Source organism: Polymorphospora rubra (genome assembly GCF_018324255.1).
Lineage (GTDB): Bacteria > Actinomycetota > Actinomycetes > Mycobacteriales > Micromonosporaceae > Polymorphospora > Polymorphospora rubra.
In genome coordinates this window covers 5,381,001-5,400,943 of sequence record NZ_AP023359.1, presented here as the reverse complement: position 1 = coordinate 5,400,943, position 19,943 = coordinate 5,381,001, and the positions used below count along the sequence as shown (strand labels likewise).

General features: G+C 73.1%; 12 protein-coding genes, 1 tRNA gene and 4 pseudogenes. 3 read left to right on the top strand and 14 right to left on the bottom strand.

Annotated elements, in window-relative coordinates; all coding sequences use genetic code 11:
* Positions 1–984: 984 nt before the first annotated feature.
* Complete coding sequence (locus Prubr_RS24490; RefSeq protein WP_212817220.1) at positions 985–1,194, top strand: helix-turn-helix transcriptional regulator; 210 nt, start codon at positions 985–987, stop codon at positions 1,192–1,194.
* Positions 1,195–1,197: 3 nt separating this feature from the next.
* Positions 1,198–2,408: pseudogene (locus Prubr_RS24485) on the top strand (tyrosine-type recombinase/integrase).
* 112 nt (positions 2,409–2,520) lie between these two features.
* Here the strand turns inward: Prubr_RS24485 and Prubr_RS24480 are convergent.
* The 9 genes and pseudogenes from Prubr_RS24480 to ald all read right to left on the bottom strand — a co-directional run bounded on the left by Prubr_RS24480 (position 2,521) and on the right by ald (position 11,559).
* Positions 2,521–2,594: transfer RNA gene (locus Prubr_RS24480), tRNA-Pro, on the bottom strand.
* Positions 2,595–2,854: 260 nt separating this feature from the next.
* Positions 2,855–4,279 carry a ribosome biogenesis GTPase Der gene (der, locus tag Prubr_RS24475; RefSeq protein ID WP_212817218.1) on the bottom strand — a complete coding sequence of 475 codons (1,425 nt, stop codon included), beginning with the start codon at positions 4,277–4,279 and terminating at the stop codon, positions 2,855–2,857.
* A gap of 171 nt (positions 4,280–4,450) precedes the next feature.
* Positions 4,451–5,131 (bottom strand): (d)CMP kinase, encoded by a 681-nt coding sequence (cmk, locus tag Prubr_RS24470; RefSeq protein ID WP_212817217.1) that lies wholly within the window; start codon positions 5,129–5,131, stop codon positions 4,451–4,453.
* Positions 5,132–5,345: 214 nt separating this feature from the next.
* Positions 5,346–6,086 (bottom strand): pseudouridine synthase, encoded by a 741-nt coding sequence (locus Prubr_RS24465; RefSeq protein ID WP_212817216.1) that lies wholly within the window; start codon positions 6,084–6,086, stop codon positions 5,346–5,348.
* Positions 6,073–7,197 carry an SMC-Scp complex subunit ScpB gene (gene scpB, locus Prubr_RS24460; RefSeq protein WP_212817215.1) on the bottom strand — a complete coding sequence of 375 codons (1,125 nt, stop codon included), beginning with the start codon at positions 7,195–7,197 and terminating at the stop codon, positions 6,073–6,075. The genes Prubr_RS24465 and scpB overlap by 14 nt, the downstream gene beginning before the upstream one ends.
* Positions 7,194–8,188: pseudogene (locus Prubr_RS24455) on the bottom strand (segregation and condensation protein A). Before Prubr_RS24455 ends, scpB begins: the two are co-directional and overlap by 4 nt.
* A gap of 41 nt (positions 8,189–8,229) precedes the next feature.
* Positions 8,230–9,159: a ParA family protein gene (locus Prubr_RS24450; protein WP_212817214.1), complete on the bottom strand. Its 930-nt coding sequence runs from the start codon at positions 9,157–9,159 to the stop codon at positions 8,230–8,232.
* A 295-nt stretch (positions 9,160–9,454) separates the two neighbouring features.
* The gene (locus Prubr_RS24445; RefSeq protein WP_212828470.1) at positions 9,455–10,447 is read right to left on the bottom strand and encodes a site-specific tyrosine recombinase XerD; all 993 of its coding nucleotides are present in this window, start codon (positions 10,445–10,447) and stop codon (positions 9,455–9,457) included.
* The gene (gene ald, locus Prubr_RS24440; protein ID WP_212817213.1) at positions 10,444–11,559 is read right to left on the bottom strand and encodes an alanine dehydrogenase; all 1,116 of its coding nucleotides are present in this window, start codon (positions 11,557–11,559) and stop codon (positions 10,444–10,446) included. The genes Prubr_RS24445 and ald overlap by 4 nt, the downstream gene beginning before the upstream one ends.
* 324 nt (positions 11,560–11,883) lie before the next feature.
* On the opposite strand from ald, the gene Prubr_RS24435 reads away from it, so the two are divergent.
* Positions 11,884–12,150 (top strand): TM2 domain-containing protein, encoded by a 267-nt coding sequence (locus tag Prubr_RS24435; protein ID WP_212817211.1) that lies wholly within the window; start codon positions 11,884–11,886, stop codon positions 12,148–12,150.
* 71 nt (positions 12,151–12,221) lie between these two features.
* On the opposite strand, the gene Prubr_RS24430 is transcribed toward Prubr_RS24435, so the two are convergent.
* The 5 genes and pseudogenes from Prubr_RS24430 to murJ form a co-directional block, all read right to left on the bottom strand.
* Positions 12,222–12,851, bottom strand: coding sequence for an NUDIX domain-containing protein (locus Prubr_RS24430; RefSeq protein ID WP_246567579.1), 630 nt, complete (start codon positions 12,849–12,851; stop codon positions 12,222–12,224).
* Positions 12,852–12,949: 98 nt separating this feature from the next.
* Positions 12,950–14,674 (bottom strand): annotated as a pseudogene (gene pyrG, locus Prubr_RS24425) (CTP synthase); the annotation flags it as partial.
* A gap of 167 nt (positions 14,675–14,841) precedes the next feature.
* Positions 14,842–17,070: pseudogene (locus Prubr_RS24420) on the bottom strand (hypothetical protein); the annotation flags it as partial.
* On the bottom strand, positions 17,070–18,245 hold the full coding sequence (locus Prubr_RS24415) for a glycosyltransferase family 4 protein (RefSeq protein WP_212817207.1): 1,176 nt from the start codon (positions 18,243–18,245) through the stop codon (positions 17,070–17,072). The pseudogene Prubr_RS24420 and the gene Prubr_RS24415, both read right to left, overlap by 1 nt.
* Complete coding sequence (gene murJ / locus Prubr_RS24410; RefSeq protein WP_212817205.1) at positions 18,242–19,942, bottom strand: murein biosynthesis integral membrane protein MurJ; 1,701 nt, start codon at positions 19,940–19,942, stop codon at positions 18,242–18,244. The genes Prubr_RS24415 and murJ overlap by 4 nt, the downstream gene beginning before the upstream one ends.
* Position 19,943 lies beyond the last annotated feature (1 nt).

Here is a 19,943-nt window from a genome sequence, read left to right as displayed (position 1 = left end):
CGACGCCGACCGGGTCGTCGGGCGCGTCGGCCTGGTCCCAGTCGTGGCCGGCTGCCGGCCGGCCCACCCCAACCACTCCGAAAATCCGGCGCCGTCGTCGGCGGCCCGTTTGGGCCTTCCGCTTCCGCGCCAGCCGTCGGGCGTGTTGCGTGGCCGGACTCTGAGCGCCAGCGAAGCAACGGACGCGCGTCCAGACGGCGGCCGGGCGGCCCGTCTCGGGCCGCCTTGAAGACGTACAGAAACTTCGCATGTCCCGGACCGGCAGCCGGCCATCCGACACCCACCTCAACTCCGGCCCCGGAACCATCGGCGGCCGGCGCCTTCCGCGCCGGCCGCTTCCGTGTTCGCCAGCACGACAGTTCCGAACCTCAACAGCTCGACCTTTGGCACCGGTCCCGGCTGCCGAAGGGCCCGCACCGCTGCCAGCGCCAACCCAAGCACCCACCTCACCGACACAGCCGAAAGGCCAACCACCGTGCAAACGCTTCAGAATCCCCGAAACCACATCGAACCCACGCAGGAAGCCCCGACAAGCGATCCGCTCAGCCAGAAGCACTCCCGCCCGTTCACCGCCCCAACGAGCTCGCGGGGTATCGCACAAACGCCGGACAGATACCTCGGAGGCACCCCTCACCCGCCGACCAACGACCTGAAGAGTCAGGACAGGAACTGCCGCCGGCACGGGCCGCAGATTCCACAGCATCCCACCACGACAGGGATCGGCAACAACCTTGACACCCCTGCGCGGCAACGGGTGGATCGACATCCACAGCTGGCGCATTTCGCAACCGTCCATAGCAGCGGCAGCGCCACCGGCCCCCGGCCCCGGCCAGGCCGGAATCCCGAAAGGAAATCCGATCCATGCCCGCCCCACCCGCAATCCGACCCCGGATCCGTGCCAGCAGATGCCACCAGTCACCGGCCATCCACCGGCCGCACCGCACCGCGCCAGCGGCGCGGTGCGGCCAACAAGGGAGGCCGGCGATGAACGGCCCGGCTGTCCCCGACTGGCGGCCTGATCCACTGCTGACCATCGATGACCTCGCCGCCTGGCTGGGCAAGCCGAAGAACACCCTCTACGCCTGGCACAGCCGAGGCAAGGGACCCCGCGCCATCCGCGTCGGCAACACCCTGCGCTACCGGCGCAGCGAAGTCGAACGCTGGCTCGACAACCACACCGACGCGGAGCGGTGAGCCATGGCCCGACCCGAACTACCCATCGGCACCTGGGGCAGAATCCGCACCGAAAAGCTGGGACCCAACCGGTTCCGCGCACGGACCCGGTTCCGCGACTACGACGGCAAGACCCGCGACATCGAGGCCACCGACACCACCGGACCCGCCGCCGAACGGGCCCTGAAGGTCAAGCTACGCGACCGCACCACCCCCAACGACGACGAGATCACCCGGGAGACCCGCGTCACCAGACTCGCCGAACTATGGATCGAAGAGATCACCACAGAGGAACGGATCGCACCACAGACCATCCACCGATACGAGACCAGCGTGCGCACCGCGATCCTGCCCGCCCTAGGCAACCTCCGGATCCGAGAAGCCAGCGTCGGACGCCTGGACCGGTTCCTACGCGACATCGCCAAGGACCGCCCCTCGGCCGCCAAGGGCGCCAAGGTCGTCCTGGGCCAGATGTTCGCACTGGCCGTACGCCACGGCGCGATCCCCACCAACCCCATACGCGACACCGGCCGGCTACGCAAACCCCGCCGCACCGTCGTAGCCCTCTCCGACGAACACCTCCAGGCCGTCCGCACGGCGATCCGCGACTGGCAACGACCGATCCCCGGCAAGCCCGGACCTCGACACACCGGCGACCTGGCCGACATCGTCGACCTGATGCTCGCCACCGGCGCCCGCATCGGCGAGATCCTCGCCCTGCGCTGGGAAGACCTGAACCTCGCCGCCGAACGACCAACCCTGACGATCCGCGGCACGCTGGTCTTCGTCAAAGGCAAAGGCTTCTTCCGACAGCCCTGGACCAAAAGCGACGCCGGCTACCGGATGGTCGTCCTCCCCCGATTCGCCGTCGGCATGATCCTGGACCGCAAACTCGCCGCCGCCGACAACCCCCACGACGCGATCTTCGCCTCCCGCCGCGGCACCTGGCTGTCACCCAACAACGTCCGCCGCCAGTGGCGCCAGGCCCGCGCCGACACCGACCTCGCCTGGGTCACCCCACACACCTTCCGCAAGACCGTCGCCACCCTCATCAAGCAGGAGACGGACACCAAAGCGCCGCGGCCCAGCTCGGACACTCCAGCGAAGAGGTCACCGACACCTACTACATCGCCAAGCCCATCCAAGCACCGGACGTCTCCGACGTACTCGAACGCCTCGGCGCCGCCCCGGACGGCCGACCCACACCAGCACCACACGGCGATGCACACCGATGACAAACGTGGTTGCCGCCCTGGGTAATCGGGGGTATTCGGGGGCGGTTCAAAACCTCATAGAAGAAAGTCAAAGCCCTGACCAGCATTGTCGCTGGTCAGGGCTTTTTGTTTGTCGGGACGGCCGGATTCGAACCGACGACCCCTTGACCCCCAGTCAAGTGCGCTACCAAGCTGCGCCACGTCCCGTTGCTGTCGCATGGTCCCCCTTGCGGCAGCCGGTACAGCGTAGCGCAGACCCGTTCGGCCGCGCGCATCCGCATCCCCTCTGCGCGCCGCACGTTACCGACCCACACCACACCCCCTAGAGCATCCTAGGAGGCTAGGTGTAGAACCGGGACACCGCCTCCCTGATCAGGATGCTCAAGGAGGCGGTACGCAGACACGCCCGCCCTGGTCCCTGATCACGCGGATCAAGGGCCAGGGCGGTGTACAGAAGGGCGGGAGGGTCAGCCGTGGGCTTTGCCTCGGCCACCCGGGCCCAGGCGCTTGCGGGGGCGTACGGAGACCTCGACCGGGCTGCCGGCGAAGCCGAACTCCTCGCGCAGCTTGCGCTCGACGAACCTCTGGTAGCCGGCGTCCAGCGGCCCCGTGGTGAACAACACGAACCGCGGCGGGGCCACCCCGGCCTGGGTCGCGAACAGGATCCGGGGCGCCCGGCCGCCGCGTACCGGGTGCGGGGTCGCCTGCACCAGTGCGGTCAGCCACTGGTTGAGCTGCCCGGTCGGCACCCGGGTCTCCCAGCTCTCCAGGGCGGCACGCAGCGCCGGTGCGAGCTTCTCGACCGCCCGGCCGGTTTTGGCCGAGACGTTGACCCGGATCGCCCACGGGATCCGCTTCAGCTCCCGGTCGATCTCCTTGTCGAGGTAGTAGCGCCGGTCGGCGTCGACCAGGTCCCACTTGTTGAAGGCGATGACCAGTGCCCGGCCGGCCTCGATCACCATCGTCAGGATCCGCTGGTCCTGCTCGCTGATCGGTTCGCTGGCGTCGAGGAGTACGACGGCGACCTCGGCCGCCTCGATCGCGCCGGCGGTACGCAGGCTGGCGTAGTACTCGGTGCCGCTGGCCTGGCTCACCCGCTTACGCAGCCCGGCGGTGTCGACGAACTGCCAGGGCTGGCCGCCCATCTCGACCAGGCTGTCGACCGGGTCGACGGTGGTGCCGGCGACCGAGTCGACGACCGCCCGCTCCTCCCGGGACACCCGGTTGAGCAGGCTCGACTTGCCGACGTTCGGCCGGCCGACGAGGGCGACCCGGCGCGGGCCGCGTACGCCCGGCTCGCTGACCGGCGGCGCCTCCGGCATCGCCTTGATGATCGCGTCGAGGAGGTCGCCGGAGCCGCGGCCGTGCAGGGCGGACACCGGGTGCGGTTCGCCGAGCCCGAGCGACCACAGCGACGTCGCCTCGACCTCCAGCGCCGCGTTGTCGACCTTGTTGGCGACCAGCAGCACCGGCTTGGCGCTGCGGCGCAGCATCCGTACGGCGGCCTCGTCGACGTCGGTGGAGCCGACGACGGCGTCGACGACGAAGACCACGACGTCGGCGGTGCCGATCGCGATCTCGGCCTGCGCGGCGATCGCGGCGGCCCGGTCCTTGGCGTCGGGTTCCCAGCCGCCGGTGTCGACGACGGTGAACTGCCGGCCGATCCACTGGGCGTCGTACGGCACCCGGTCGCGGGTCACCCCGGGGGTGTCCTCGACGACCGCCTGCCGGCGTCCGATGATCCGGTTGACCAGGGTCGACTTGCCGACGTTCGGCCGTCCGACGACGGCGACGACCGGCACCGGCCCGACCGGCTCACCGGTTTCGGCCTCCTCCGGCTCCGCCATCTCGACCCACTCGCCCAACTCGACCCACTCATCCCGCTCGGTCATGCGTCAGCCTCGCTCCGCTCAGCGGACGCATGACGACGCCCGAACCCACCTAATCCCTCGCTCCGCTCGGTCACCCGTCAGCCCCGCTCCGCTCAGCGGACGCATGACGACGCCCGAACCCACCCATACCTTCGCTCCGTCCCCATGCGGCACCACACGCCGCGAAACCGCTCACAGTGACACCTTGGTGGCCACGAGCTGGCGGAGGTATGCGACGACCTCGTCGATGCCCATCTCGGTGGTGTCGAGTTCCACGGCGTCGACCGCCTGCCGGAGCGGGTCGGCGGCGCGCGTGGAGTCGAGCCGGTCGCGGCGGGCCAGGTCGGCGGCGGTGAGGTCGACGTCGGTCGCGTACTCGGTGCTGCGCCGCCGCGCGCGGGCGTCGGCCGACGCGGTCAGGTAGACCTTCAGCTCGGCGTCGGGCGCCACCACGGAGGCGATGTCACGCCCCTCGACGACGATCCAGCCGGCCCCCGCGATGATCTCCCGCTGGCGGCCGACCATGAGCTTGCGGACCGCGGGTACGGCGGACACCGCGGACACCGCGGCGGTGACCTCCGGGCCGCGGATGTCGGTCTCGACCGGGGTGTCGTCGACGCGTACGTGCGGGACGTGCGGGTCGGTGCCGATCTCGAGGTCGAGTTCGGCGGCCACCTTCGCGACCGAGTCGGCGTCCTGGGGGTCGACGTCGCTGCGCAGCACCGCCCAGGTGACCGCCCGGTACATCGCGCCGGTGTCGAGGTAGCGGGCGCCGAGCGCGTCCGCCAGCCGGCGGGAGACGGTGGACTTCCCCGAACCGGACGGCCCGTCCAGGGCGATCACACACCGCCCGGCCCGTACCTTTTCCGCCACCGTTCCTCCTCGTCACCCTCGACATCCACGGACTCGCCGGTTCCGACACCTACGGACTGCCCGTTTCCCTGGTCCATCATGCCCCGGTACGCCGGACGCACCGACGCCGGCCACCGGCTGTCGGTTGCCGGGCGGGCGCCGGGGGTCGGTCGGGCGGTGTCGCCGCACGTCAGCGGGGCACGAGGGCAGCCGGCCGGCGGCCGGGTGGTGGAGGTCAGTCGCCGACGGCCTTGAAGAGGGCGGCGACTTCGGCGTTGGTGAGCCGGCGGTTGCGGCCCGGCCGCAGGTCGCCGAGCCGGATCGGCCCCATCGAGGTGCGGATCAGCCGGGAGACGGGGTGGCCGACCTCGTCCAGCAGCCGCCGGACGATGTGCTTGCGGCCCTCGTGCAGGGTGACCTCGACCTGGGTGGTGCGGCCGAGGCTGTCGATGACCCGGAACGCGTCGAGTTTCGCCGGTCCGTCCGACAGTTCCACGCCGGCCATCAGGCGCTTGCCGAGGTTCTTCGGCACCGGGCCGGCCACCTCGCACAGGTAGGTCTTCTGTACCCCGTACGACGGGTGCATGAGCTTGTTGGCCAGCGTCCCGTCGTTGGTGAGCAGCAGCAGTCCCTCGCTGTCGGCGTCGAGCCGCCCGACGTGGTAGACGCGTTCCTCGACCCGGTCGAGGAAGTCGGCGAGTGCGGTGCGGCCCTTCTCGTCGTCCATGGTCGAGACGACGCCGCGCGGCTTGTTCATCGCCAGGTAGACCAGCCGGGTGTCGGTGATCAGTCGTTCGCCGTCGACGCGGATCTCGGCGACCCTCGGGTCGGCCTTGTCGCCGAGTTGTGCCACCCGCCCGTCGACGGTGACCCGGCGGCGGAAGATCAGGTCTTCGCAGGCGCGGCGGGATCCCACCCCGGCGGCGGCGAGCACCTTCTGGAGGCGTTCGGGGCCGCGGGTCTCATCGCTGGGCATCGGCTATCTCTTCCACGTCGTCGGGCAGGAACGGGGCGAGCGGCGGCAGTTGGTCGACCGTGTCGAGTCCCAGCTTTTCCAGGAACAGCACGGTCGTCCGGTAGAGGAACGCCCCGGTTTCGGACTCGGTGCCGCATTCCTCGACGAGTCCGCGTGTCACCAGGGTACGGAGCACCCCGTCACAGTTGACACCCCGGATGGCGGAGATCCGTGACCGGGTCACCGGCTGCTTGTAGGCGACCACGGCCAGGGTCTCCAGCGCGGCCTGGGTGAGCCGGACGGACTGCCCGTCGAGCACGAACCGTTCGACGTAGGGGGCGTATTCCGGCCGGGTGTAGAGCCGCCAGCCGCCGGCGGCGCGGCGCAGGTCGAAGCCGTGTCCGGCCGCGGTGTAGTCGGCCGAGATCCGCGTCAGCGTGGCGGTGACGCGGGCGGTGGGCTGCTCCAGCACCTGGGCGAGGACGACGTCGGCGACCGGCTGGTCGACGACCAGCAGGATCGCCTCCAGGGCGGCGCGCAGCTCGGCGTCGTCGGCGAGTGCCGGCAGTTCGGGTTCGGGTCGCCGGTCGCGCGCCGCGGTCCGGTTGCCCTTCTTTCCCGGTACGGGCACCGCCGGCTCCGGTCCGGCGGCCGGTTGCGCCGGCGGGCCGGGTTCGGCGGGTTCGGCGGCCAGCGCGGTGTCTCCGCCGGGGCCGGTCGCCTCGGGCTCACCGGCCGGCGGCCCGTCCTCGACCGCGGGCCGGTCCCGCACCGCCGGCACCGGCTCGTCCGGCACCGCGGGCTCGTCCCGTACGGCCGGGACGGCGGGTTCGGGTGTCTCGACCGGTCCGGTCGGCCGGGTCGCGGTGCCGGTGGTGGGGTCCGCGTCGACGTCGGTGCCGGGGCGGGCCCCGGCGGGCAGGCCCGTCGGTTCGTCGGCGGGTACGGCGTCGGCCGGCCCGTCGCCGGCGCCCGCAGGCGTGTCGTCGGCTCCCCCGTCGCCCGGAACGTCGTCGCCTGGAGCGCTGTCGGCCGGCTCGTCGGTCTCGCGGGGGGCGGCGGCCCGCTCCCACGGCGGCACCCACGCGGCCGCCTGTTCGGCCAGTGACTCCCGGCGCTCGTCGCTGTTCACCGCGACTCCTTCCCACCGCGCCCGTCGACGCCACCACCGACCGGCGCCGCGGCCTCCGGGCCGTCGCCTGCGGCCGGGCCGTCGCCCGCGGCCAGGTCGTTGCCCGCGGCCGGGTCGTCGCCCGGGGCCGGGTCGGCGGGGCTGCCGGCGTACTCGTCGATGTCCAGGTCGGCGCCGGCGTCCTGGCCGCCGGCCCACCGCACGGTCAGCTCCCCAGCGCCTGCACCTGGGTGAAGTCGACCAGGCCCTCGCGGTACAGCTCGAGCAGGGCCAGGAACCGCGCCACCACCTCCAGCGTCGACTCGCAGTCGGCGCACAGCACGTCGAAGGTCGCGGTGCCGGCCAGCCGTAGCCGGTCGCGCAGGATCGCGGCGTGTTCGCGGACGCTGACCCGGACCTGGTGGATGTGCGCGATCGACACCACCGGCACCGGTTTCGGGGTCATCGCCTTGACGGCGAGCTTCAGCAGCCGCTGCGGGCCGATGCCGAGGACGAGTTCGGGCAGCGCCTGCGCGTACCGGTCCTCGAGGGTGACCGCCCGCGGGTAGCGGCGGGCGCCGACCGCCTCGAGTTCGGCGATGTGCGCGGCGGCCTCCTTGAACGCCTTGTACTGCAGCAGCCGGGCGAAGAGCAGGTCGCGCGCCTCGAGCAGGGCGAGGTCCTCCTCGTTCTCGACGTCGGCCGCCGGCAGCAGCCGGGCCGCCTTCAGGTCGAGCAGCGTCGCGGCGATCAGCAGGAACTCGCTGGCCTCGTCGAGGTCCCATTCGTCGCCCATCGCCCGGATGTAGGCGATGAACTCGTCGGTGACCCGGTGCAGGGCGACCTCGGTGACGTCGAGTTTGTGCTTGCCGATGAGTTGCAGCAGCAGGTCGAACGGGCCGGTGAAGTTCTCCAGCCGTACGGTGAATCCGGTGCCGGCCTCGTCGGTGCCCGGCCCGGCCGGCGGGCCGGTGCCCGGCGGCGGTGCGGGTACGGCGTCGGGGGCGGTCATCTGCTGACCGTAGTGCACTGTGATCGGGGCCTCCGCTGTGGTCAACGGGCGGACTGCTGCGCGATCACCTCGCGGGCGAGTTGCCGGTAGTTGCGGGCGCCGGACGAGGCCGGGTCGAGTGTGGTGATCGGGGCGCCGGCGACGGTCGACTCGGGGAACTTGACGGTCTTGGTGATGACGGTCTGGTAGACCTTGTCGCCGAACGCCTCCACGACCCGTTGCAGCACCTGCCGGCAGTGGGTGGTGCGGCTGTCGTACATGGTGGCGAGGATGCCCTCGAGTTCGAGGTCGAAGTTGAGCCGCTCGCGCACCTTGTCGATGGTGTCCAGGAGCAGCGCGACGCCGCGCAGGCTGAAGAACTCGCACTCCAGCGGGATGAGCACGCCGTGGGCGACGGTGAGCGCGTTGATGGCGAGCAGGCCCAGCGACGGCTGGCAGTCGATGAGGATGTAGTCGTATTCCTTGCGGATCGAGCGCAGCACCCGGGCCAGCGCCATCTCCCGGGCGACCTCGTTGACCAGCTGGATCTCGGCCGCCGACAGGTCGATGTTGGCCGGCAGCAGGTGCAGGCCGGCGACATCGGTCTTGATCAGGACGTCCTCGGCGGTGACGTCGTCCTGCATCAGCAGGTTGTAGACCGACAGGTCGAGGTTGTGCGGGTTGACGCCGAGGCCGACGGACAGGGCGCCCTGCGGGTCGAAGTCGACGAGCAGGACCTTGCGGCCGTATTCGGCCAGCGCGGCGCCCAGGTTGATCGTCGTCGTGGTCTTGCCGACGCCGCCCTTCTGGTTGGCCATCGCGATGATGCGGGCCGGGCCGTGCCGGTCGGTGGGCATCGGTTCCGGGATCGGCTTGCGCATCGTGTAGGCGGCCGGGTCGGCGGGGCCGAGTTCGGCGCCGAGGTCCAGGCCGGACTGTTGCTCTCGGAGGCTGGAGGTCCACGCCTCGGCCCGGTCACCGTTGCCAGCCATTGAACGTCACGCCCCCTCCCGACGACCGCCGCGCGTCGGCCCCGAACGGAGCCTAGGAGCACCCCGCCGCCGTGCCCGCACCCCCGGGGTCCGGTGCCACCGTCGTTGCGGTGTCACCTTCGTACCGGTGGTGACCTTCACGGCGTGGCGAGCCTCCCGTTGCCACCACCGACGACGCTCGCGCCGCCTGCGACTGTACGCCACGTCCGGGGCCCTCCGCCGGTACCGGGTCGGCGTGTCGACACTCCGGTGATTCGGGTTCCGCCCGTGGTCACCGGGCCGGTTACGCCGGTGGTCACCCGCGGGCGCGGGGGTGGGACGTGGCGTACACCTCACGTAGCCGGTCGACGGTCACCAGGGTGTAGACCTGGGTGGTGGTCACCGAGGCGTGGCCGAGCAGTTCCTGCACCACCCGGACGTCGGCGCCGCCGTCGAGCAGGTGGGTGGCGTACGAGTGACGCAGGGTGTGCGGTGACACCGCCCGGGGCCCGTCGACGGGCAGGTTGGCACGTCGCGCGGCCCGGCGCAGGATCGTCCAGGCGCTCTGCCGCGACAGCGGCCCGCCGCGGGCGTTGAGGAACACCGCCGGGGTGCCCCGGCCGGCGGCGACCAGGCCGGGCCGGGCCCGCACCAGGTAGGTGTCGAGGGCGGCCACGGCGTAGCCGCCGATCGGCACCAGCCGGGTGCGGCCGCCCTTGCCGTGCAGCGTGGCGGTGCCGGCCGGCAGGTCGAGGTCGTCGACGGCGGCACCGACCGCCTCGGAGATCCGGGCGCCGGTGCCGTACAGGAACTCCAGCAGGGCCCGGTCGCGCAGCGACAGCGGGCCGGGGTCGGGGCCGTCCGGGCCGGCGGCCTCCAGCAGGGCGACGACCTCGGTGACGTCGAGGGCCTTCGGCAGCCGGCGGGGCGGTGCCGGCGGGCGTACGTCGCGGCTGGCGTCGTGGCCGACGATGCCCTCGCGGACGGCGAAGCGGTGCAGCCCGCGTACGGCGCTGGCGGCCCGGGCGGCGGAGGCCGCCGACAGCGGCGGGTGGTCGGCGTCGCCCTCGCGCAGCCGGGCGACGTGCGCGGCGATCTGCGCGGGCCCGATCGCGGCGAGGTCGTCGACGCCGTCGGCCGCGAGCGTGTCGAGGTAGCGGTCCAGGTCCCGCCGGTACGAGGTGAGGGTGTTCGCCGACAGTCCGCGTTCGACGGTCAGGTGGTCGAGGTAGGTGCGGACCGCACGCCGCAGGGCCGGCGCCGGCGGTGGCCGGTCACCGGCCTGCGCGGCCGTGGTCGACGCCGTCAGGCGAGCACCTCCGCGAGCGGCCGGGTGGCCATGCCGTGCGCCTCGGCGACCGGCCCGTAGGTGACCTGGCCGTCGTGGGTGTTCAGGCCCAGGGCGAGGGCCGGGTCGCGGCGCAGCGCCTCGCGCCAGCCGCGGTTGGCCAGTTCCAGCGCGTACGGCAGGGTGACGTTGGTCAGCGCGTACGTGCTGGTGTGCGGGACCGCGCCGGGCATGTTGGCCACGCAGTAGAACAGCGAGTCGTGGACCTTGTAGACCGGGTCGGCGTGGGTGGTGGGGCGGGAGTCCTCGAAGCAGCCGCCCTGGTCGATGGAGATGTCGACCAGCACGCTGCCGGGCTTCATCCGCGACACCAGTTCGTTGGAGATCAGGGTCGGGGCCTTGGCGCCGGGCACCAGGACCGCGCCGATGACCAGGTCGGCGTCGATGACGGCCCGCTCGATCTCGTACGCGTTGGAGGCGACGGTCTGCAGGTGGCCGCGGTAGTCGGCGTCGGCGGCGCGCAGCCGGGCGATGTTCTTGTCCAGCAGCAGCACCTCGGCCTGCATGCCGAGCGCGATGGCGGCGGCGTTCATGCCGGAGACGCCGGCGCCGATGACGACGACCTTGGCCGCGTAGACGCCGGGCACGCCGCCCATGAGCACGCCGCGTCCGCCGCCGGGGCGCATCAGGTGGTACGCCCCGACCTGGGGGGCGAGCCGGCCGGCGACCTCGGACATCGGGGCGAGCAGCGGCAGCGACCGGTCGGGCAGTTCGACGGTCTCGTACGCGATCCCGGTGACGCCGCGGTCGATCAGGGCGTCGGTGCACTCCTTGGAGGCGGCCAGGTGCAGGTAGGTGAACAGCACCTGGCCGGGGCGCATCCGGTGGTGCTCCTCGGTGATGGGTTCCTTGACCTTCAGGACGAGTTCGGCGGTCTGCCACACCTCGTCGGCGCTGGCGGCGATGGTCGCACCGGCGGCGGCGAACTCGTCGTCGGTGATCGACGAGCCGAGGCCGGCGCCGCTCTCGACGTAGACCTGGTGGCCGTTGCGGGTGAACTCGTGGACCCCCGCCGGGGTGATCGCCACGCGGTATTCGTGATTCTTGATCTCGCGCGGGATTCCGACCTTCACAACGCACACCCCTCAATCCGTGCGGCGGACGCGCCTCGTTGCCCGTCTGCGCCGAACCTGACCGCGGCAGTCTAGAACCGATAGCCTGCGCCGGTCGGGCATCAGGCTGGTATCCAACCGCCCCGTCGCCTGACATCTTGTTACCCGGGTCGGGGTGTCGCCACCCGGGCGGGGGACGGCCCGTCGGCAAGCCCTTTGCGGCAGGTCACGGGCGTTCGCGTCGCCCATCCGACATGAACCGTACTGGGATCTTCTTAACAATTCAGGAAACGTGCCGCATTTCCACACTGACACGGAGAGGCTAGATCACTATGCTCCCGCCTCATGACTAACCCTCAATACCCGGGTCAGTACCCCGGCGCGGCCGGCGGCTACTCGGACAAAAGCAAGCTGGTGGCCGGCTTGCTCGGCATCTTCCTCGGCGGCTTCGGCGTCGGGCGGTTCTACATCGGCGACACCAAGACCGGCGTACTCCAGCTCGTCGTCACCCTCATCACCTGCGGTCTCGGCTCGCTCTGGGGCCTCATCGACGGCATTCTCATCCTTGTCAACGGCGGCACCGACGCGCAGGGGCGCCCCCTGCGGGACTGACGCGACACGCCCCCGGGGGTGACGGCCGAAACCGTCGACCCCCGGGGGCGCGAACCCCGCTGTAGTCGCCCCTACCGCTCGTCGGCACCGGCCCCGGGCATCGGCGCGTCGGCCGCCCGCAGCGGCGCCCACCCGGCGTCCCGGGCCCGCGCGGCCGCCAGCAGACCACCCACCGCCGCCGCGTTCGTCACCGCGCCGGCGAAGACCATCGCCACCGCCTCGTCGAGGTCCACCCGGGCGAGCCGCATGGTGGCCTCCTCGCCGTGCCGCACGTGCCGCTCCCCGTCGGGTACCGGCGTCAGGTCGCGGGCCAGGAAGACCCGGATCAGCTCGTTGGAACAGCCCGGCGTGGTGTGCAGGTCGACGAGCACGTCGATCCGGCCGGCCCGCAGGTCGGCCTCCTCCGCCAGCTCGCGCAGCGCCGCCTCGGGCAGCCCCTCCCCCTGCACGTCGATCAGCCCGGCGGGCAGCTCCCACAGCGGCCGCCGCACCGGATGCCGGTACTGCTGGAGCAGCACCACCCTGCCGTCGTCGTCGAGCGCGACCACACCGACCGCGCCGACGTGCCGTACGTAGTCGCGGGCCGCGACCCCGCCACCGGGCATCGTCACCTCGTCGGTGACGACCGAGAACACCGGCCCGTGGAACCGTTCGACGCTGGACCGGACCTCGAAGACGTGTCCGCCGTCCGGCGTGCTCACCTGCCGGCCTTCGCCGGCTTCGCGGCACCGTTGCGGCCGGCGAACTCCACCGACCCGTCGGCGGCGGCCCCGCTGCGCGGGTCGACCGCACCCGGCACCGCCGCCGGCTCCGCGGCCTCGGCACCGGTCCGCGTGTCACGCGGACCGACCAGGTCGACCGGCAGCTGGTCGGCCGACGCGTACGTCACCACCGCGCCGACGAACGCCGCGAACAGCGGATGCGGCCGGGTCGGCCGGCTCTTCAGCTCCGGATGCGCCTGCGTGGCCACGAAGAACGGGTGCAGGTCGCGGTCGAGTTCGACGAACTCCACCAGCCGGCCGTCCGGCGAGGTGCCGGAGATCCGCAGCCCGGCCCCGGTCAACGCGTCCCGGTAGGCGTTGTTGACCTCGTAGCGGTGCCGGTGCCGCTCGCTGACCTTCGTGGCGCCGTACGCCTGCGCGACGATCGACCCCTCGGCCAGCTTCGCGTCGTACGCCCCCAGCCGCATCGTGCCGCCCAGGTCACCCTTGCCGGCGACGATGTCGGTCTGGTCTGCCATGGTCGAGATCACCGGGTGGGCCGCCCGGTCGTCGAACTCCAGCGAGTTCGCGCCGTCCAGACCGGCCAGGTGGCGGGCCACCTCGATCGTCATGCACTGCAGACCGAGGCACAGCCCGAGGATCGGCACGCCGTTCTCGCGCGCGAAGCGGGCCGCGCCGACCTTGCCCTCGATGCCGCGGACACCGAACCCGCCGGGGATCACGATCCCGTCGACACCGGACAGCGCGGCCGCCGCCCCGGCCGGGTCGACACAGTCGTCACTCGGCACCCACCGCAGCTGCACCCGCGCCCGGTGGTGGAACCCGGCGGCCCGGATCGCCTCGCTGACCGACAGGTAGGCGTCGGGCAGGTCCACGTACTTGCCGACCAGCGCCACCGTCACCGTGTGGTGCGGGTGGTGCACCCGCTCCAGCAGGTCGTCCCAGCCGCTCCAGGCCACGTCGCGGAACGACAGCCCGAGCCGGCGTACGACGTAGGCGTCGAGGCCCTCGCGGTGCAGCACCTTCGGGATGTCGTAGATGCTCGGCGCGTCGGGCGCGGCGATGACCGCCTCGCGGTCCACGTCGCAGTACAGCGACAGCTTGTGCTTGAGCTTGTCCGGGATCTCCCGGTCCGAGCGGCACACGATCGCGTCCGGCTGGATACCGATGCTGCGCAGCTGGGCCACCGAGTGCTGGGTCGGCTTCGTCTTCAGCTCGCCGGACGGCGCCAGGTAGGGCACCAGCGACACGTGCAGGTAGAAGCAGTTGTCCCGGCCGAGGTCGTGGCGGACCTGCCGGATCGCCTCCAGGAACGGCAGCGACTCGATGTCGCCGACCGTGCCGCCGACCTCGGTGATCACCACGTCGGGTGTTCGCCCGTCCTCGTCCGGCTCGCCCATCGCCAGGATGCGGGCCTTGATCTCGTTGGTGATGTGCGGGATGACCTGCACCGTGTCGCCGAGGTATTCGCCGCGCCGCTCCTTGGCGATCACCGCCGAGTAGATCTGGCCGGTGGTCACGTTCGCCTTGCCGGACAGGTCCCGGTCGAGGAACCGCTCGTAGTGCCCGACGTCGAGGTCGGTCTCCGCCCCGTCGTCGGTGACGAAGACCTCACCGTGCTGGAACGGGTTCATCGTGCCCGGGTCCACGTTCAGGTACGGGTCGAGCTTCTGCATCACGACCCGCAACCCACGGGCGGTGAGGAGGTTTCCGAGGCTGGAGGCGGTCAGGCCCTTTCCGAGCGAGGAGGCCACGCCCCCGGTGACGAAAATGTGCCTGGTCGTCCGTGCTGAAGGGGCCAACGCCTGCTCCCGTGGTCGTCTGTTGCAGTCATGCAGACCAGCGGATCAGGAATGTGATCACGCCATCCACGGGATTCCACCCTAACACCTCGGACAGGTCCCCTCGCGCCCGCCTCGCGGCAGGTCAGGGCCGTCGCTCACGGTGATCCGACCGGAACGTCCCTGGTCGGGGCGTCGGGCCGCGGCCCGTCCGGACCGTCGTCGGCGGACCCCGCCGCCCGACCGGGCGCGACCACGCCCGTACCGCCGGAATCGCGAACGGCCGCCGCCTCCGCACCGTCCACCAGCGGCAGCACCGGCGGCCGGGTCCGGTCGGCGGAATGGCCGAGCACCCGCAGCGCCGCCAACGCCGCCAACGGCACCGTCGACGCCGCCGCCGCACCCGCCACGTTGAACGCCGAGCCGCTCATCACCCCGCCGATGACCGTGGCGACCGCGATCCCACCCATGCCGGCCCGGACCGCCGGGTAGATGCCGAACAGCCGCTTCAGACCACCCCACGTACGCAGCAGCGCGAACCAGACCAGCACCGCGCCGACCAGCGCGATCACCGTCAGCGAACTGCCGACCAGCGCCTCCACGTTCGCCGTGGCCGTACGCTGCACGGTCATCCCGCTCGTGCCGTCGCCGAGCGCGCTGAGGAACCGGCCGAGGCTGCCCCGCTCGGCGGCCGGCCGGCGCAGGTCGATCACCGCGAACCCGGCGGTGACCGCCAGCCCGGCCATCGTCGCCCAGGCGACCCGGGCCAGGCTGAGCCAGCCGCCGGTGCTGATCGCGGCGGCGATGGCGACCCCGGCGGTCAACGCGACCGCACCCACCGGGTCGGCGCCCAGATAGGGGCTGCCGACGACGACCACGCCGATCCCGCCGACGGCGACCATGACCGCCGGCCGCCACGTACGCCGTACCTGCTGGGCCAGGCAGCCCGCGGCCAACAGCACCCCGGCGACGAAGACCCCCAGACCGACGACACCGACACCGGCGTACCGGCCGCCCTCCAGCGCCGAGTAGCCGGTGACGCCGTTGAGCTGGAGCCGGGCGCCGGTGAGCACGTCGACGCCGACCACCAGGGCCGCGATCGTCGCCGCCGTCCCCATCGGTCCGAGCGTGGTCGGGTACGGCCGGCTCAACCGCACCACCGCGGTCGCCAGCGCCAGCGTAACCAGCGCGACCGCGCCGAAGAGCAGTCCGGCGTGCCCGGCCCGCCACCAGGGCACGATGTCGGCGAGCAGCGCGGCCGGGATCGCCAGCGCCGCCGCGACCAGCAGCACCTCGACCACGGCCACGACCCGCGCCGGAATCGGCGCCGGACCGGGTGGCCCGCCGTGTGGCCGGGCCCGGCGCAGCAGCGGCACCACGACGACGGCCAGCAGCACCTGGAAGACGGCGAGCAGGCCGAAGAACCAGTCGGCGACGGTCCGTTGGGCCCGGGCCTCCCGGTCGGCGTCGTTGGGGCCTACGACCGCCTCGGGCAGGTCGGCGGGCCGGCCGACGACGCTGCTGGCGGGATGGCCGACGAACAGCCGCTCCGGCATGGGCCGGCCGAGCACCGCGACGACGGTCGGGGCGATGTCGACCAGTTGCAGATAGCCGTCGCGCTGGGTGCTGGCCGAGGTGAGCCAGCCCGCCTCCCAGCCCGGCCCGTCGGCGACCGCGACGTGCAGCCGCGACGACTGGTCGGTGTCGGAGACCCCGGCGACCAGCACCAGCGACCGGTCCGGCCGGGCGTCGAGGACCCGGGCCAGTTCGGCGTCGGCGCGGGCGGCGGCGGTGGCCCGCTCCTGTGGATCCTCGCCGCTGACGGTGCCGAGGTCGACGATGCTCAGTACGCACGACGCCAGCAGGTCGCCCGGGTCGGCGGGCAGCTCCGGCTCGTACCGGTCGACCCGGCCGAACGGGCGGGCGGCGGCGACGGCGGCGCCCGGGCCGACCGCGACGGTGCAGCGCATCGACTCGGCCAGCGCCCCCGGCATGGTCCCCCACGGCAGCCGCTCCTGGTTGTAGCGGACCGCGGTGCGCTGGTCGGGCAGGTTGGCGCCGATGCCGTCGGGCTGCTCGACGACCACGTCCGGCGGCGGGCACTCCCCGATGACGGCATCGGCGTCCCAGGCGGCGTAACTGCCGGCGCCGAGGGTGAGCCAGCCGTCGACCGGGCAGGTCGGTTTACGGGCCGAGCGCACGGCCAGCGAGCCGATCGAGCCGCGTTCGGCCATCGCCCACAGGGTGGGGGTGTTCTCCGGGCTGACGTCGTCCCAGCGCAGCCCGGCGACCCCGACGACGACGGCGTAGTCGGCGGTGCCCTGCGGCGCGCCGGTGGCCGGCCGCACCACCAGGGCCGCGATCGCGGTGACCACCACCAGGGCGGTGAGCAGGATCGGCAGGACGCGGCGCAGCATCAGGCGGGCCCCCCGGACGTGCCGCCGTCGCCGGTCGCCCGGCCGGTCACACCCGTCCCGGTGGCGGGCACCAGTTCGGTGTAGACGGCCGCGAGCGCGGCGACGGTGTCCGCCTCCCGCGGCCAGGTCTCCGCCCGCCGCCGGCCACGCCGGCCCAGGTCGGCGCGGCGGTCGTCGTCGGCGAGCAGGTCGCGTACGGCCGCGTCGACGGCGTCGACGTCGCCGGGCGGCACCAGCACGGCGGCGTCGCCGACGAGTTCTGGGATGCCGCCGACGTCGGTCGCGACCAGCGGTACCCCGGCGTGCAACGCCTCCTGGGTGAACAGCTGCCGCGCCTCCCAGTCACTGGTGACCACGGCCAGGTCGGCGCCGGCGAGCAGGTCGGCGACGTCGGTGCGGTGGCCGAGCAGGGTGACCGGGGCCCGGCCCGCGGAGATCCGGGCGGCGAGCTGGATGTAGCTGGGTCCGCTGCCGGCGATCACCACGACCGGCGGCGGGTCCAGGGACCGCCAGCGGACGGCGGCGTCGACGAGGATGTCGTACCGCTTCTGCGGGTGCAGCCGGCCGACCGAGACGATCAGCGGCTGGGCGGCGGCGACGGCGAACTCGGCGCGTACGGCCGCCCGGCTGCGGCGCGGCGCGGGCAGCGCGGGCGCGGCGACCGGCGCGAGCCGGGCGTCGCGGGCGCCGAGCGCGCGGGCCCGGTCGACGAGGTCCTGCGACGCGCCGAGCCCGACCCGGGCGGCGCGGGCGACGACCCGCTCGACCAGCCTCGACACCTGCCCGCGCAGGCCGGTGGCGAGGACCGCGTTGTGCCAGGTGACGACGAGCGGCTGGGCCGGGCGGGCCAGCGCGGCGACCAGGCCGGCGCGCAGCCCGTGGGCGTGTACGACGTCGACCGGTCCGGCGAGCACCCGGCGCAGCGCGGCGACGGCCCGGCCGTCGGCCGGGGTGGGGTTGGCCGGGATCTCCACCGCGATGAAGCGGGCTCCGGCCGCGGTGAACCGGAACTGCTCCTCGGTGGCGCCGGGACCACAGACCGTGACGGCGGCGCCGCCGTCGACGAGTCCGCGGGCGACGGAGGCGACGTGCTGGCCGACGCCGCCGGTGCTGGAGGCGAGAACGAGCGCCACCGCGCCCGTGAAGGGCGTAACCGTTGCGTCCGCCTCGGTCACCGCGGATCCGTCCCCTCTGCGTCGTCGTGCCGGTCGGGGCCGTCGCGGCGGCGCCCGCGCAGCCGGCGCCCGACCGCCGCCACCATCGGCCGCAGGTCGTGACGGTCCAGCGGGTAGGCGACACCGGAGAACACGAGCGCCACGACGGCTCCGGCAAGCATGCCCTGAAGCAGTGCACCGGTCTGCGTCGGGGTGGCGCCGCCGGCGTCCGCCGCAGGCCAGAGGCTCGGGCCGGCTCCGGCCAGCAGGTTGACCACCACCGTACCGGCCAGCGCGGCCAGGCCGCCGGCGAGCAGGGCGACGCCCGCGGCCCGGGGCAGGCCGGCAACCGTGCCCGGCCCGGCCCGCCGGGCGACGGCGACGACCAGTACCGCGCCGAGCACCACCATCCCGACCGAGTTGGCACCGGTCACGGCCGGCACCCGCTGGTCGTCGGGGAGCGCCGCGGCCAGCAGTACGGCGGCGGCCGGTACGGCGAGCCAGCCGAGCCCGGTCGCCACCGCGGCGGCCCGGGTGTCGCCGCGGGCGTACAGCGCCCGGGACAGCACCGCGAACAGGCCGTAGCCGAGCAGTCCGGGGGCGAACCCGACGATGCCGGCGGCGGTCTGTTCGGCGGCCACGCCGGTGAAGAAGAACTGGGCGACCGGGCGGGCGACGGCGGTCAGCGCGGCGGCGCCGAGCGCGCTCAGCAGCAGCACCCGCCGGACCGTCGGGGCGAGAGTGGCCCGGTAGCCGTCGTCGTCGCCGGTGCTGTGCGCGGCGGCCAGCGTCGGATAGGCGGCCACCGCGAGCGGCACCGCCAGCACCGCCCACGGCAGCAGATACATCGTCTGGGCCAGTTGGTACGGCACGACGGCGGCGACGCCGGTCGCCCCGCCGGAGACCAGGTTCAGCGACACGAGCAGGGCCACCTGCTGCCCGGCGACGGTGACCGCGCCGGCGACCGCCAGCCCGCCGACGCGACGCCGGGCGTCGGCGTCGAACGCGTACGTCGGTGTCGGCCGCAGCCGCAGCGCCCGCAGCGGGATCAGCAGCGACAGCGACAGGACGACCACCCCGGCGGTGGTGCCGACGGCGAGGATCAGCTCGCCGGCCAGGTCGACGCCGGCGATGTCGACGCCGCGGCCCTGGGTGCCGGCGAAGACGAGGTAGGCGGTCATGACGGTGACGCTGGACAGCAGCGGGGCGATGACCGGCCAGGCGAACCGCCGGTGCGCCTGCAGCACACCGGTCAGCACGATCCCGACGCCGTACAGCGGCAGCTGCGGGGCGAAGATCCGCAGCATCCGGGCGCCGACGGCGACCTCGGCGGGGGTCGGGTCGTTGGCGATCGCGGCGACGATCGGCGCGGCGAACACGGCGACGACCACCGCCAGCGGCACCAGCAGGGTGACCGTCCAGGTCAGCAGCGCGCCGGTGGTCGCCGCGACCGCGCCCCGGTCACCGGCCGCGATCGCCCCCGCCAGCAGCGGTACGACGAGACTCGCCAGCGCCCCGCCGGCCACGATCTCGAAGATGATGTTGGGGACGGTGTTCGCGATCACGTAGACGCCGCCGAGGTCGGTGTCGCCGACGACCCAGGTGAACACCCCGGTACGGGCGAACCCGGCCAGCCGGCTGGCAACGGTCAGGACGGCGATCAGCGCGGCGGCGCCGGCGATCCGACCGGCGCCGGTGGCCGTACCCGGCGTGCCCACG